14 protein-coding genes are annotated in these 13,152 nt (G+C 69.6%); 7 read left to right on the forward strand and 7 right to left on the reverse strand.

Annotation, left to right across the window (positions count from 1 at the left end; translation table 11 throughout):
• Positions 1–93: 93 nt before the first annotated feature.
• The 3 genes from ELQ90_RS12845 (at position 94) to ELQ90_RS12855 (ending at position 2,322) form a co-directional block, all read left to right on the forward strand.
• Positions 94–783 (forward strand): nucleotidyltransferase domain-containing protein, encoded by a 690-nt coding sequence (locus tag ELQ90_RS12845; RefSeq protein WP_128495686.1) that lies wholly within the window; start codon positions 94–96, stop codon positions 781–783.
• A 92-nt stretch (positions 784–875) separates the two neighbouring features.
• Entirely contained in the window at positions 876–1,490 is a 615-nt protein-coding gene (locus tag ELQ90_RS12850) for a prepilin peptidase (protein ID WP_128495687.1), read from the forward strand.
• Between the two features lie 91 nt (positions 1,491–1,581).
• On the forward strand, positions 1,582–2,322 hold the full coding sequence (locus ELQ90_RS12855) for an aminoglycoside 3'-phosphotransferase (RefSeq protein WP_128495688.1): 741 nt from the start codon (positions 1,582–1,584) through the stop codon (positions 2,320–2,322).
• Positions 2,323–2,431: 109 nt separating this feature from the next.
• Here the strand turns inward: ELQ90_RS12855 and ELQ90_RS12860 are convergent, their stop codons facing one another.
• The 5 genes from ELQ90_RS12860 to xseA all read right to left on the reverse strand — a co-directional run bounded on the left by ELQ90_RS12860 (position 2,432) and on the right by xseA (position 6,819).
• Positions 2,432–3,847, reverse strand: coding sequence for a class II fumarate hydratase (locus tag ELQ90_RS12860; protein ID WP_279432140.1), 1,416 nt, complete (start codon positions 3,845–3,847; stop codon positions 2,432–2,434).
• 135 nt (positions 3,848–3,982) lie between these two features.
• Positions 3,983–4,633, reverse strand: coding sequence for a carbonic anhydrase (locus ELQ90_RS12865; RefSeq protein WP_128495689.1), 651 nt, complete (start codon positions 4,631–4,633; stop codon positions 3,983–3,985).
• Positions 4,633–5,316: a DUF4245 domain-containing protein gene (locus tag ELQ90_RS12870; RefSeq protein WP_166409050.1), complete on the reverse strand. Its 684-nt coding sequence runs from the start codon at positions 5,314–5,316 to the stop codon at positions 4,633–4,635. The genes ELQ90_RS12865 and ELQ90_RS12870 overlap by 1 nt, the downstream gene beginning before the upstream one ends.
• A complete protein-coding gene (locus ELQ90_RS12875; protein ID WP_128495691.1) occupies positions 5,313–5,546 on the reverse strand; it encodes an exodeoxyribonuclease VII small subunit in 234 nt (77 codons plus the stop codon). The genes ELQ90_RS12870 and ELQ90_RS12875 overlap by 4 nt, the downstream gene beginning before the upstream one ends.
• A gap of 22 nt (positions 5,547–5,568) precedes the next feature.
• Positions 5,569–6,819, reverse strand: coding sequence for an exodeoxyribonuclease VII large subunit (gene xseA / locus ELQ90_RS12880; protein ID WP_128495692.1), 1,251 nt, complete (start codon positions 6,817–6,819; stop codon positions 5,569–5,571).
• Positions 6,820–6,945: 126 nt separating this feature from the next.
• Between xseA and ELQ90_RS12885 the strand changes: the two genes are divergently transcribed.
• Together ELQ90_RS12885 and ELQ90_RS12890 are read left to right on the forward strand one after the other, a co-directional pair.
• Positions 6,946–7,935, forward strand: coding sequence for a 4-hydroxy-3-methylbut-2-enyl diphosphate reductase (locus tag ELQ90_RS12885; RefSeq protein WP_128495791.1), 990 nt, complete (start codon positions 6,946–6,948; stop codon positions 7,933–7,935).
• Entirely contained in the window at positions 7,932–8,531 is a 600-nt protein-coding gene (locus tag ELQ90_RS12890; RefSeq protein WP_128495693.1) for a DUF6264 family protein, read from the forward strand. The genes ELQ90_RS12885 and ELQ90_RS12890 overlap by 4 nt, the downstream gene beginning before the upstream one ends.
• A gap of 114 nt (positions 8,532–8,645) precedes the next feature.
• On the opposite strand, the gene fbaA is transcribed toward ELQ90_RS12890, so the two are convergent.
• Positions 8,646–9,671 (reverse strand): class II fructose-bisphosphate aldolase, encoded by a 1,026-nt coding sequence (gene fbaA / locus ELQ90_RS12895; RefSeq protein WP_128495694.1) that lies wholly within the window; start codon positions 9,669–9,671, stop codon positions 8,646–8,648.
• A gap of 129 nt (positions 9,672–9,800) precedes the next feature.
• Between fbaA and glpX the strand changes: the two genes are divergently transcribed.
• Positions 9,801–10,793 carry a class II fructose-bisphosphatase gene (gene glpX / locus ELQ90_RS12900; protein WP_128495695.1) on the forward strand — a complete coding sequence of 331 codons (993 nt, stop codon included), beginning with the start codon at positions 9,801–9,803 and terminating at the stop codon, positions 10,791–10,793.
• A gap of 83 nt (positions 10,794–10,876) precedes the next feature.
• Here the strand turns inward: glpX and ELQ90_RS12905 are convergent, their stop codons facing one another.
• Positions 10,877–12,175, reverse strand: a complete 1,299-nt coding sequence (locus ELQ90_RS12905) for a DNA recombination protein RmuC (RefSeq protein WP_128495696.1) — start codon at positions 12,173–12,175, stop codon at positions 10,877–10,879.
• A 117-nt stretch (positions 12,176–12,292) separates the two neighbouring features.
• On the opposite strand from ELQ90_RS12905, the gene ELQ90_RS12910 reads away from it, so the two are divergent.
• Positions 12,293–13,129, forward strand: a complete 837-nt coding sequence (locus ELQ90_RS12910) for a class I SAM-dependent methyltransferase (RefSeq protein WP_208020658.1) — start codon at positions 12,293–12,295, stop codon at positions 13,127–13,129.
• Positions 13,130–13,152 lie beyond the last annotated feature (23 nt).

The following is a 13,152-nucleotide window of genomic DNA, read 5'->3' on the forward strand; positions in this document are numbered from 1 at the left end:
CGTTCGGGGCCGGGCCCCGACGACTGATGGGAGCGGCTCCGCCAACGGCGGGGCCGCTTCCTCAGGAAAGCGCCGTCTCGTTACGATGCCTGGATGAGGTACGTCCAACTGTGCGAGCGCTTCATCATCCACGAGTTCCCGGCAGCGGAGATCGCCGTGGTCGGTGGCAGCACAGCGCGCGGCGACCGCACTCCCTCCAGCGACATCGACCTCCTCATCGTCGGCGACGATCTGTTCGCGGACGATGCCACGGGCTTGGCGGCGACCTACGGCTTCGAGGGCGAGGTCTTCGAGGTCTTCGCGTACACCCATGACGGCTATTCGGAATGGGCACGCGACGGCATCAGCCAGTACAGGCCCGTCATCGTCCACATGCTCCTCGAGGGCCGGGAGGTACGTGGAGGCGAGGCGCTGGCCGCTCTCCGCGATCGCTGGCGGGAGAGTCTCGCCGACGGTCCGATCGTGGGCGAACACGAACTCGCGACGCGGCGCTACGCGATCACCGACCTGTTGGACGATCTTCGCGACGCCGTGGACGACCTGGAGCGACACGTCATCGCGTGGTCTCTGTTCGAGAAGCTGGCCGAGCTGATGCTCCTGGTCGACGGACGTTGGATCGGAACAGGGAAGTACCTGCCGCGACGGCTTCGCGAGTTGAGTCCCACTCGAGCCGACCTGCTCGCGTCGCCGCTGCTCGCCGGGGATGTCGCAGCGTTCGCTGCACGTGTGGACGAAGAATTGTCCCGCGCCGGTGGTCGGCTGCACGCGGGCTTCGTCCGCTGAGGGACTGACGGAAGCTGCTCCGCCTCCGAGTTCACCTCGTCCGCGTGTGGAGAACGACGACGAGGCCGGCGTGACGTCGCTAGCCTCTGCGGATGCCGCCTTCCGTCGAGTTCCGTCCGTCCTCCGCGCCTCGTGACGACGCCCCGTTCGACGAGCGAGTCGCGCCCTTCTCGCCGTGGTGGCGAGAGTTCTCGCGATGGCGGCGTTATCCCGCCGACGCCCTCGTCGGCATGGTGTTCGCCATCCTCGCCGGCGTCGCATTCGGGCCCGTTCCTGCTCTCGTGCCTGCTCTCGCGCTCGCCGTCGTGACTCCCGTGCTCTGGAGGGTCGACGTGGTGGCGCGGCGACTGCCCAACGGTCTCGTGTACCCCTGCGGAGCGCTCACGGCCGGTGCTGTCATCGCCTCGGGCGTCGTCGACGCGGATGCGGCGACGGCGGCTCTCGCCACGGTGGGATGCGCGGCGCTCGTCTTCGTCGTGCTCTCGATCGGCGGCGGAATGGGCATGGGCGACGTGAAGCTCGCGGTCGTGCTCGCGGGTGTGCTCGCGCTCGTGCGGCCTGACGCGGTGGTCCTCGCCGCGGTCATCGCCTTCCTGTCGGGCGGTGTCGTCGGGCTCATCGTCCTGCTGAGGGTTCGCGCGCGCAGCATTCCGTTCGGGCCGTTCCTCCTCGTCGGGTTCTGGGTGGCCGTCGTCTCCGTCGCGTGATGCGACGACCGAGGCGTTCAGCCGTAGCCGTTCCGCAGCGGCCGTTCGTCCGCGGCCGGGCGGTGGTGGTGGCACGGAGGATACTGGACGGGTGACGATCCCTCCGCCCGGTGGCGAGATCCCGGAACGCGCCCGCCGCCACCTCGGTCGAGCGACCGTGACGCCCGTGTGGGAGAACGCCGACGGCGGCCTCACCTACCGCCTCGACGGCCTCGATGGCGGCCGACACGTCAAGTGGGGACCGCCGACGTACGCCGGGCTCTTCCGTGAGGAGGCGCGCCGACTCAGCTGGGCCTCCCGGTGGCTCCGCGTCCCCCGGGTCATCGAACTCGACGACGCGGAGACCGAATCCGGTGTCGTCCTCGTGACCGAGACGATCGACGCGCGTTCCGCCGTCGATCCCCGCTGGGTCGCCCGTCCGATCGAGGGTGTCCGGGCGTGCGGCGCCGGCCTCCGCGTCCTCCACGAGTCCCTGCCCTCGGACGAGTGCCGCTTCTCGTGGAGCGTCGCCGAGCGCATCGCGGAGGCGACGGACCGCGGTGTCGCGGTCCCGGCGGACCTGATCGAGGCTCCAGCGATCGATCGACTCGTCGTGTGCCACGGCGACCCGTGCGTGCCGAACACCCTGCTCGACGACGAGGGGAACCCCGTGGCGCATGTCGACCTGGGAATGCTCGGCCTCGCCGACCGGTGGGCGGATCTGGCCGTCGGGTCGATGAGCATCGGATGGAACTACGGCCCTGGCCTCGAGCACGTGTACTTCGAGGGCTATGGGATCGAGCCCGACGCCGAGAGGATCGACTACTACCGCCGCTTGTGGAACGAGACGTAGCGGAGGTCGCCGTCACTCTCCACGGAACGACACGACGGGCGGCGGACCCCGAGAGGGCCGCCGCCCGTCGTGTGGACGATCATTGCTCGGACGCGTCGGATCGTCTCGATCAGCCCGGGTGGGTCATCGAGAGGAGGTCGAGAGCGGCGTCGAGCTGCTCCTCGGTGACCTCTCCGCGCTCCACGTAGCCGAGGTCGACGACCGCCTCGCGGACGGTGATGCCCTTCGCGACGGAGTGCTTGGCGATCTTGGCCGCCTGCTCGTAGCCGATCACCTTGTTGAGGGGCGTCACGATGGACGGCGACATGCCGGCGAGGGCGGCCGCGCGCTCGATGTTGGCCTCGAGGCCGTCGATCGTCTTGTCGGCGAGCACCCGGCTGGCGTTCGAGAGGAGGCGGATCGACTCGAGCAGCGCGGTGCCCATGAGCGGGATCTGCACGTTGAGCTCGAACATGCCCGAGGCTCCTCCCCAGGCGACGGCGGCGTCGTTTCCGATGACGCGCGAGCAGACCTGCAGGACGGCCTCGGGGATGACGGGGTTCACCTTGCCTGGCATGATCGACGAACCGGGCTGCAGGTCGGGGATGTGCAGCTCTCCGAGACCGGTGTTGGGGCCCGAGCCCATCCAGCGGAGATCGTTGCAGATCTTCGTGAGGCTCACGGCGATGGTCCGGAGGGCGCCGGACGCCTCGACGAGACCGTCGCGGTTGGCCTGAGCCTCGAAGTGATCCGCCGCCTCGGTGATGGGAAGCTCGGTGTCCTCCTGCAGGAGCGCGATGACGCGCTGCGGGAAGCCGGCGGGCGTGTTGATGCCCGTGCCGACGGCCGTGCCGCCGAGCGGGACTTCGGCGACGCGGGGGAGAGCGGTGCGGATCCGCTCGATGCCGAGCCGGATCTGCCGCGCGTACCCGCCGAACTCCTGACCGAGGGTGACGGGCGTGGCGTCCATGAGGTGCGTGCGACCCGGCTTGACGGCGTCCTTCCACTGCGCGGCCTTGGCCTCGAGCGCGACGGCGAGGTGGTCGAGCGACGGGATGAGGTCGTCGATGAGGGCGCTCGTGACGGCGATGTGGACGGATGTCGGGAAGACGTCGTTCGAGGACTGCGAGCAGTTCACGTGGTCGTTCGGGTGGACCGGGGCACCGAGGTGGCGGGTCGCGAGCGTCGCGAGCACCTCGTTCATGTTCATGTTCGAGGAGGTGCCGGACCCGGTCTGGTACACGTCGATCGGGAACTCGGCGTCGTGGGCGCCCGAGATGACCTCGTCTGCGGCCGCCCCGATCGCCGCGGCGATGTCCTCGGCGAGGACTCCGAGCTCGGCGTTCGCTGCGGCCGCTGCCTTCTTGATGCGAGCGAGCGCCGCGATCTGGGCGGGCTCGAGAACCGTGCCGGAGATGGGGAAGTTCTCGACGGCGCGCTGCGTCTGCGCCGCGTACAGCGCGTTCGCGGGGACCCTCACCTCTCCCATCGTGTCGTGCTCGACGCGGAATTCTCCGGTTGCGGACGAGGGGGACGAAAGTGACACGGGATCTCCTTGTTACGCGGGGACGCAGCTCTGCGTCCGATCGGCTCTCGTGGACGAGTCTGCCGAGGTCGGTGGTTCTGGGGTTCGGTGCTTCGGGGTTCTGCGGCTCTGGGGTTCGGCGGCGTCGGGGCGGTGCTACGACGCGACTCCGGTCGGCTCGATGTTCCCGACGATGACATCGGGAACGACGGTGCCTTCGAGGAGCTTGTAGTTCGCCCCGACGATCGCGAGCGTTCCCGCCGCAACCGCCTCGCTAATCATGACAGAACGCTCCAGGAGACCCGAGACCGTGTCGCGGAGGTGCTCCTTGCCCACGAGCGACGCGTCGACCGTCGTCGGGTCGACGGCGCCGGTGCCCGCCACGCGCGTGACGGCGGGAACGATCTGCTGGATGAGGCCGTCGATGTGCGGCGGGAGGGGAGCGGCGTCGGCGGCGCGCGAATCGATCGCGGCACGGACGGCACCGCATTCGTCGTGGCCGAGGACGAGGATGAGCGGGACGTTCAGCACGCCCACCGCGTACTCGAGCGAGCCGACGACGGAGTCGGAGATCACCTGTCCGGCGTTGCGGACGACGAAGAGGTCGCCGAGACCCTTGTCGAAGATGATCTCGGCGGCGAGCCGTGAATCGGCGCAGCCGAAGAGGGCGGCGTCGGGCAATTGGTGGTGCGCGAGTTCGTGGCGTCGCTCGACGTCTTGGCGAGGGTGTCGCGGTTCACCCGCGACGAAGCGCGCGTTGCCGCGCTGCATCTCGCGCCAGGCCGTGCCGGGTCGTTTCGTGGGCATCACTCGTCTCCGTTCGACGCGTTGAGGGCTGCTTGAGGTGCTATCGCCTCGACCACCGTGGTGATCTCGTCGACCGTCCCGGTGCCGAATACCGCGATGGTGCTCGATCCCACCTCGGTCGACATCGCGTAGTGGACGTTGCCGACGTCGTCGGTCGACTCGCGGTTGTCGTAGACGGTCCATTCGAGTCCGCCGATCGTCGTGACCGACGAGGCGATCGACCTGTTGAGTTGCGCGGCGAGCCACGTGGGGTCGGCGTCGAAGCCCTGGATCACGCCGACGAACTCCTCGCTCGGCGTGACGAAACCGACGTTCCACGAGGTGACGCCGCCCGTCCCGGTCGACCGGATCTCCGCGTAGTTGCTCGACCAGGTGTCGGGGAGGTCGGGGCTCACGAGCGTCTCCGGGCGGGACTGCTGGGCCTCCGCCGCGACGCCCATCCAGTCGACCGCTCGATCGAGGGGCTCGTCGGAGCGCGGCACGACGAGCACGATGAGGATGACGACGCCGACGGTCGCGAGCAGGGAGAACACGAGGTTGTTGACGGTCTGCCTGGCGCGGTGGTTGCGGGAGTTCTCGGCCTTCCGTGCGGCGGTCTCCTCGGGCGTCTCCGGCCGGCCGAGCTCTGCGACGACGCGGCCCTGACGCGAGGGACGCCGGGCGCCGGGCGTCCGGTCGCTCACGCGTCGTCCGCGGACGAGGACGCGGCGCGAGCGGCGTCGAGCCGCTTCTTGGCCCCGATGAGCCATTCCTCGCACCGACGCGCGAGCGCCTCGCCGCGCTCCCACAGGGCGAGCGACTGCTCGAGCGTTGGAGCGCCTTGCTCGAGCTCCGACACGACGCGTACGAGTTCGTCGCGAGCCTCTTCGTAGCTCAGCGTCGCGACGTCGTTCGGCGTGGTCATGGTGTCCATTCTATCGAGTGCTGTCGGGTGCTCAGTGGTCGACGGGACCGCTCGAGACGGCGCCTAACGCGCCGTCGGCGGTCGTGACCCGGAGGGTCTCGCCCGCGGCGGCGTCGCCCGCGGCCCGGACGACCGAACCGTCCGCCGTCTGGGTGATCGTGTAGCCGCGAGCGAGGGTGCGTTGGGGGGAGAGGGCACGCAGTCGAGCGGTCGACTCGGCGACGACGCGCTCCTCGTGCTGCACCACCCGCTCCGTGAGTTCGACGCCGCGAGCGACGTAGCGCGTGAGGTCCTCGGCGCGTCGATCGACGATCCAGTGCGCGTTCGCGAGGACCGGTCGGGTGCGGAGGGACTCGAGGCGCTGCATCTCCGTCGAGAGGATCGAACTGAGGCGCACGGTGACGCGGCTCCGGAGCTGCGAGACGATCGCGGACTGCTCCGTGACGTCGGGTACGACGCGCTTCGCGGCGTCCGTGGGTGTCGACGCGCGCAGGTCGGCGACGTCGTCGAGGAGGGGCTTGTCCGCCTCATGACCGATCGCCGACACGATCGGGGTCGTCGCGGCGGCCGCCGCTCGCACGACCTTCTCGTCGCTGAAGCCGAGCAGATTCTGGAAGTCACCCCCGCCGCGGGCGATGATGATGACGTCGACCTCCGGGTCGTCATCGAGTCGTTCGATCGCGCGGACGACGTCCGGCACCGTGCGGTCACCCTGAACGGCTGCGTGGACGATGCGGAAGTCGACCTGCGGCCACCGCAGTTGCGCGTTGCGGAGGACGTCCTTCTCCGCGTCGGAGTCCTTGCCGGTGATGAGCCCGATGCGGTGGGGGAGGAACGGCAGCGCCTTCTTGCGCGACGGGTCGAAGAGTCCCTCGGCGGCGAGGGAGGAGCGCAGTCTCTCGAGCCGCTCGAGCAGGTCGCCGAGGCCGACGTGCTTCATCGCGAGCACCTGCATCGTGAGGCTGCCGCCCTTGACCCAGTAGTTCGCCTTCATGAGCACGACGACGTGATCGCCCTGCTTGAGATCGGCGGGGATCTTCGCCCGGACCGACGACCACACGGTGAAGCCGACCGTGGCGTCCGCCTCGAGGTCTTTGAGCTTGCCGTAGACGTTGCCGCCCGAGACGCCCCACTGCGTGATCTGACCCTCGACCCAGATGGTGCCGAGCCGGTCGATGTAGTCGCGGATCTTGGCGCCGAGGAGTGCGACGGGCCACGGGGACTCGGCGGTGGCCGGACCGCGTTCGCCTTCGGGGAATCGCGGCGTCCGTGTTTCGCTCACGCGCGACCCGCCTCTCTCAGCCGACGCGCGACGGCGCCCACGTAGAATCGAATGGTGACCACGACGACTCTCGGACTGCCGACACCCCGTGTGCCGGGCCCTCGTGGCCGGCTCAAGGATACCGCGATGACCGGTACGGGTCGGGTGCTCCTCGCGGCACCTCGTGGATATTGCGCGGGTGTGGACAGAGCGGTCATCGCGGTCGAGAAGGCCATCGAGCGGTACGGCGCCCCCGTGTACGTCCGGAAGCAGATCGTGCACAACGTCCACGTCGTTCAGGAACTCGAGTCGAAGGGCGCGATCTTCGTCGACGAGGTCGACGCGGTTCCGAGCGGCTCGCACATCGTCTTCAGCGCTCATGGCGTGTCTCCGGCCGTCGTCTCCGCAGCCGCCGAGCGGGGTCTTCACGCGATCGACGCCACATGCCCGCTCGTCACGAAGGTCCACCGTGAGGCCACGCGCTTCGCCCGCGACGACTTCCAGATCCTCCTCATCGGCCACGAAGGACACGAAGAGGTCGAGGGCACCGCGGGCGAGGCGCCCGATCACGTGACCCTCGTCACGTCGCCGGAGGCCGCCGACACCGTCGAAGTGACCGACCCCGAACGGGTCGTGTGGCTCTCGCAGACCACGTTGAGCGTCGACGAGACCATGGACACCGTCCGTCGACTGCGCACGCGCTTCCCGGCGCTCGCCGATCCGCCCTCCGACGACATCTGCTACGCCACGCAGAACCGGCAGGTCGCGGTGAAGAAGATCGCTCCCGCCTCCGATCTCGTCATCGTCGTGGGCTCGGCGAACTCGTCCAACTCCGTCCGGCTCGTCGAGGTCGCCCTCGAATACGGGGCGAAGGCGGCGTACCGCGTCGACTTCGCTCACGAGGTGCGGCCGGAGTGGTTCCAGGGCGTCAGGACCGTGGGGGTGACGAGCGGCGCCTCCGTTCCCGAGGTGCTCGTACGTGAGTTGCTCGCGGAACTCGCCGAGGCCGGCTACGTCGACGTCGAGGAGGTCGCCACGGCGGAGGAGGACCTCGTGTTCTCGCTCCCCAAGGAGCTGCGCACCGACCGTCACGGCGCGCGCGACGCCCGAGCCATGGGCGGGAGGCGCACCCCGTGAACGATCAGCCCGTCGAGGGAGAGCGACGGCCTCGGCCGCAGTTCGGTGAACTCGCGACGCCCGAGGAGCAGCGCGCGGCGATCGCCGTGCCGGATGCCGTCACTTCGTCCGAGCCCGTCCCCGTGGAAGCGGATCGTCCGGCCTCACGCCTGGCTCCCTCACGATCGGTTCCCTCCGCTCCGAAGGCGCCCCGCCCGGCCGGTGACGCGGCGCGCGCCCCCGTCGATCGGTTCATCAGTTGGGGACTGCTCGGGCTCGGTCTCTTCAGCATCCTGCAGTCGACCGTCGCCCTCTTCGATCTTCCCGCCGCCATCAACGCCTTCTTCGCCCCCGAGGACCTCGACGCCTACGGTCCTGTCGGGGCGGGACGAGTCCTCGGCCTCGTGGCGCTCGTCGTGTACATCGCGCTGTGGGTGCTCGCGCTCGTGCTCGTGCAGCGCCGGGTCGGCCGCGGCCGGTCGAGCTGGTGGATCCCGCTCGTCGCCGGTGTCGTCGCGAACGTCGTCGTGCTCGTGTGCGTGGGGTCGGCGATGATGATCGACCCGGCGATCGCGGCCTACATCCAGGAGATGGCGGGAACCCCGCCGACGCCCTGAGTCCTGCTCGCGGCACATGGCTCGAACCGTGGTGACCGTCGGAGAAACGAGGAGGGCCCCCGACCGCGGTCGGGGGCCCTCCTCGTTTCTCAGCTCCTGCCGGAGCCCGTCCGATCAGCTCTGGGAGTGACCGAAGGAGCCGAGCTGGCGCGTCGCTTCGACGACACGGGCCGCCATCGCGCTCTCGGCGACCTTGCCCCAGGCGCGCGGGTCGTAGGTCTTCTTGTTGCCGACCTCGCCGTCCACCTTGAGGACGCCGTCCCAGTTGGAGAACATGTGACCGGCGACGGCGCGCGTGAACGCGTACTGCGTGTCCGTGTCGATGTTCATCTTGACGACGCCGTTCGCCACGGCCGTCGAGATCTCCTCGTCCGTCGAGCCCGACCCGCCGTGGAAGACGAGGTCGAGGGGCTTGTCGGAGGTACCGTACTTGGCCGCGAGTCCCGCCTGGATGTCGCCGAGGAGTTCGGGCTTGAGCTTCACGTTGCCGGGCTTGTAGACGCCGTGGACGTTGCCGAAGGTGAGCGCCGCCATGTAGCGACCGTCGTCGCCGAGGCCGAGCGCCTCGACGGTCGCGATCGCGTCGTCGAGGGTCGTGTAGAGGTGCTCGTTGATGTCGTGGCTCACGCCGTCCTCTTCGCCGCCGACGACGCCGATCTCGACCTCGAGGATCGCGCTGATGGCCTTCATACGGGGGAGGATCTGCTTCGCGATCTCGAGGTTCTCGTCGAGCGGCACGGCCGAGCCGTCCCACATGTGCGACTGGAAGATCGGGTTGCCGCCGTCCTTGACGCGCTCCTCCGAGGCCGCGATGAGCGGCATCACGAAACCGTCGAGGGCGTCCTTCGGGCAGTGGTCGGTGTGGAGGGCGACCGTGATCGGGTAGTTCTTCGCGACCTCGTGGGCGAACGCCGCGAAGGCGAGCGCTCCCGCAGCGCGGTTCTTCACGGTGTGACCGGCGAAGTAGTCGGCACCACCCGTGGTGACCTGGATGATGCCGTCGGAGCCGGCCTCGGTGAGGCCCTGGAGCACCGCGTTGATCGTCTGCGAGCTCGACACGTTGAATGCCGGGTAGGCGAAGCCCGTGGACTTCGCTCGGTCGAGCATCTCGGCGTACTGCTCCGGGGTGGCGATGGGCATGACTGCTCCTTAGCGGTCGAACGGGTGCTGTGGGTCGAGTCTATCGAGGGGGCGGCACTAAACTCGATGACGGGTACCCGCCGCCCGTTACGACTGATCGCCGCCGACTCGCGCTCCCCGGGAGGACCCATGCCCACCGTCCAGAACGACACCCCCTCGTACGCCTCGAATCCGGATCGGAACCTCGCTCTCGAGATCGTCCGGGCCACCGAGGCCGCCGCCATCCGCGCCGTGCCGTTCATCGGCCGCGGGGACAAGCTCGGCGCCGACGGCGCCGCGGTCGACGCGATGCGGACCTTCCTCGGAACCGTCAACTTCGACGGCGTCGTCGTGATCGGCGAGGGCGAGAAGGACGAGGCCCCGATGCTCTTCAACGGCGAGCACGTCGGCAACGGCTCCGGGCCACAGTGCGACATCGCGGTCGACCCGATCGACGGCACGTCGCTCACCGCGACGGGCCGACCCAACGCGATCTCGATGATCGCGGTCTCCGACCGCGGCACGATGCTCGACGCGTCGACCGTGTTCTACATGGACAAGATCGTCACGGGGCCCGAGGGCCACGGGGCGGTGCACCTCGACCAGACCGTCGGGGAGAACATCCGCGAACTCGCGAAGGCCAAGGGCAAGCCCGTCGCGGACATCCGCGTCGCCGTGCTCGACCGGCCGCGTCACGAGGGGCTCATCGAAGAGATCCGCGCGGCGGGAGCGCACACGCGCCTGATGCTCGACGGTGACGTCGCCGGGGGTATCAATGCGGCCCGCTACGACCACCGCGTGGACATGTGCATCGGAACGGGCGGCAGCCCCGAAGGCGTCGCGACGGCGTGCGCGATCAAGGCGCTCGGCGGGCTCATCCAGGGCCGACTCGCGCCGAAGACCGCGGAGGAGCGGGAACGCGGACTCGCCGCGGGCCTCATGTTCGACTACGTCTATTCGGCGGACGAGCTCGTCGCGGGGGACAACACCCTGTTCGTGGCGACGGGCGTCACCGACGGCGAACTCGTCGCGGGTGTCTCCACCGACGGCCCCATCGTGAGTACCTCGAGCATCATCTTCCGCAGTCACTCGGGCACGGTGCGGCGCATTCAGGCGGACCACGTCCGCGAGCGCTGGATCTAGCCGACGAGTCGACCGGACGATGGGCCGGCGCATCGCCGGGCCGGCTACTTCGTCGAGTCGGCGGGCGCAGCCGACGACTCTGATCAGCTCGCGCGCTCGGCCGGGTCTCGTTCCTGATCGCGGTCGACGTCGAATTCGATGGCCGTGAGCTTGCGCGGCGCCGACGTGATGGGCTTCTGCACCTCGATGAGCTTCGTCTCGTCGACCCCGGGGAACTGTCGAGCAGTGACGAGCACGCGGGACTCGAGCGAGTTCGCGAAGCTGTTGTAGCTGTCCACGGTGCGCTCGAGGGCGCGACGGAGTGCATCGGCGTGACCGGCGAGCGTTCCGAGTCGGTCGTAGAGCCCCGATCCGAGCTCGAAGAGCTTCCTCGCCTCGTCGGTGACCGTCTGCTGCTGCCACGCCGAGGCGACCGTCTTGAGGACGGACCAGAGGGTGACGGGGGAGGCGAGTGCCACCCGCTTTCCGAAGGCGTAGTCGAGGAGGCTCGGGTCGGCTTCGAGGGCGGCGGAGAGGAGCGACTCGCTCGGGACGAAGGCGATCACGAACTCGGGGCTCGAGCTGAAGCCCTGCCAGTAGGCCTTCTTCCCGAGGGCATCGACGTGGCCGCGTACCGCCTTGACGTGCCGGTCGACGAGGGCCGCGCGCCGCGCTCCGCTCTCACCGGTGGCCGTCGGTGCGATGGCCGAGGCTTCGAGGAAGTGCTCGAGGGGGACCTTCGCGTCGACCGCGACGGAGGTGCCGCCGGGGAGGCGGACGACCATGTCGGGGCGGAACGAGCCGCCATCGGTCGTGATCGAGTGCTGCAGATCGAAATCGACGTACTGGGTGAGCCCCGCGACCTCGACGACGCGCTTCAATTGGGTCTCGCCCCAGACGCCTCGGGCGCTGTTCGAGCGCAAGGCGCTCGCGAGGGACTCCGTCGTCGCGCGGAGGTGTTCGTCGGATTGTCGTGAAGCCGCGAGCTGTTCCGCGAGCGACCCGAACTGCTCGCTGCGTTGCTGCTCGAGCTCGGCCACCGTGCGCTGCATCGTCTGGAGCGTCTCGCGCACCGGCGCGAGCGCCTCGAGCACGCGGCGCTCGTCGCGTTCACGGTCGTCGCGAGCCGCTCGTTCGGCCCGCTCGGCGTCGAGCTGCTCGCGCACACCGTCGAGAGCGGCCGACATGGCCGCGAGCTCCGCTTCGAGGGCCGAGCGTCGCGTCGCCTCCTCGGCGCGCACGGACGCGATCGCCGCTTCCGCCCGAGCGGCTGCGACAGCGGCATCGGTCGTCGCCGGTGCGGACGCCGCCCGGCGGCGTCCGATCGCGGCGCCGAGGCCGAAGCCGGATGCCGCCCCGGCGGCGAGCCCGAGGATGGCGACGAGGAGGAGGATGGGGTCCATACGTCGAGTGTGCGGCACACCCCCGACACCGCGCGGCGGACCCGCGGGGACAGCGACCGAACCACGGCACCGGACGACCCGACGCGGGGCTCCGACCGATCGAACGAGGAGAACGAGATGACGAGAGATCCCTCACCCGAAGCCGGCATCGGCGTCGGCATCGGCGTCGGCGTCGGCATGGGTGCCAGCGGCGGAGGAGCGGCGGGGGAGGCGAGCGCTGTATCCGCCTCCTCCTCGCGGCGGGTCGCAGCGCGGTCGTTCTCGAACGCCGCCGAGATCTACGAGACGTCACGCCCGGGCTACCCGGAGGCCGCGGTCGACTGGATGATCCCCACCGGTGCGAGCAGTGTCCTCGACCTGGGAGCGGGTACGGGCAAGCTCACGAGCGCTCTCGTCGCGCGCGGGCTCGACGTGCTCGCGATCGATCCGTCGGCGGAGATGCTCTCGGTGCTCACGCGCGTGGTCCCGGAGGCTCGGACGATCGTGGGTGAAGCGGAAGCGCTCCCGCTGCGGGACGGCTCGGTCGACCTCGTCACGGCTGCGCAGGCGTGGCACTGGGTGGATCCGGATCGTGCCGGTGCCGAGGCCGCGCGCATCCTCGCGCCCGGCGGGCGCCTCTCTCTCGTCTGGAACATTCGGGACGAGCGCCTCGACTGGTTGCGGCGCCTCGGTGAGATCGCCGGCTCGGAGCGCTCCTACCGCGACCTCGGCGAGGATCCGGTCGTGAGTCCTCACTTCGGTCCGTTCGAACGCGCCCGGTTCGAGTGGTCCCACCTCCTGACGCTCGAGGAGGTACTCGACCTCGTCCGTTCGCGCAGCTGGTATCTGACGGCCGACGAGGCGGGCCGTGAGCGCATGATCGTCGGCGTATCGGAGCTCGTCGCCGCCTCCGCCGTCGACGGACGCGTGGAGATGGCCTACGTCACCGAGGTGTTCCGAGCGCACCGACGATGAACGTGTCTCGCTTGGAGTATGAG

The organism is Labedella phragmitis (assembly GCF_004078635.1).
GTDB classification, from domain to species: domain Bacteria; phylum Actinomycetota; class Actinomycetes; order Actinomycetales; family Microbacteriaceae; genus Labedella; species Labedella phragmitis.

Excerpts from the sequence above, each read along its gene's own strand:
- ELQ90_RS12845 (WP_128495686.1), top strand. The coding sequence starts at position 94 with ATGAGGTACGTCCAACTGTGCGAGCGCTTCATCATCCACGAGTTCCCG.
- ELQ90_RS12850 (WP_128495687.1), top strand. The coding sequence starts at position 876 with ATGCCGCCTTCCGTCGAGTTCCGTCCGTCCTCCGCGCCTCGTGACGAC.
- ELQ90_RS12865 (WP_128495689.1), bottom strand. The coding sequence starts at position 4,633 with ATGCCCACGAAACGACCCGGCACGGCCTGGCGCGAGATGCAGCGCGGC.
- ELQ90_RS12875 (WP_128495691.1), bottom strand. The coding sequence starts at position 5,546 with ATGGACACCATGACCACGCCGAACGACGTCGCGACGCTGAGCTACGAA.
- ELQ90_RS12885 (WP_128495791.1), top strand. The coding sequence starts at position 6,946 with ATGACCGGTACGGGTCGGGTGCTCCTCGCGGCACCTCGTGGATATTGC.
- fbaA (WP_128495694.1), bottom strand. The coding sequence starts at position 9,671 with ATGCCCATCGCCACCCCGGAGCAGTACGCCGAGATGCTCGACCGAGCG.
- glpX (WP_128495695.1), top strand. The coding sequence starts at position 9,801 with ATGCCCACCGTCCAGAACGACACCCCCTCGTACGCCTCGAATCCGGAT.
- ELQ90_RS12905 (WP_128495696.1), bottom strand. The coding sequence starts at position 12,175 with ATGGACCCCATCCTCCTCCTCGTCGCCATCCTCGGGCTCGCCGCCGGG.
- ELQ90_RS12910 (WP_208020658.1), top strand. The coding sequence starts at position 12,293 with ATGACGAGAGATCCCTCACCCGAAGCCGGCATCGGCGTCGGCATCGGC.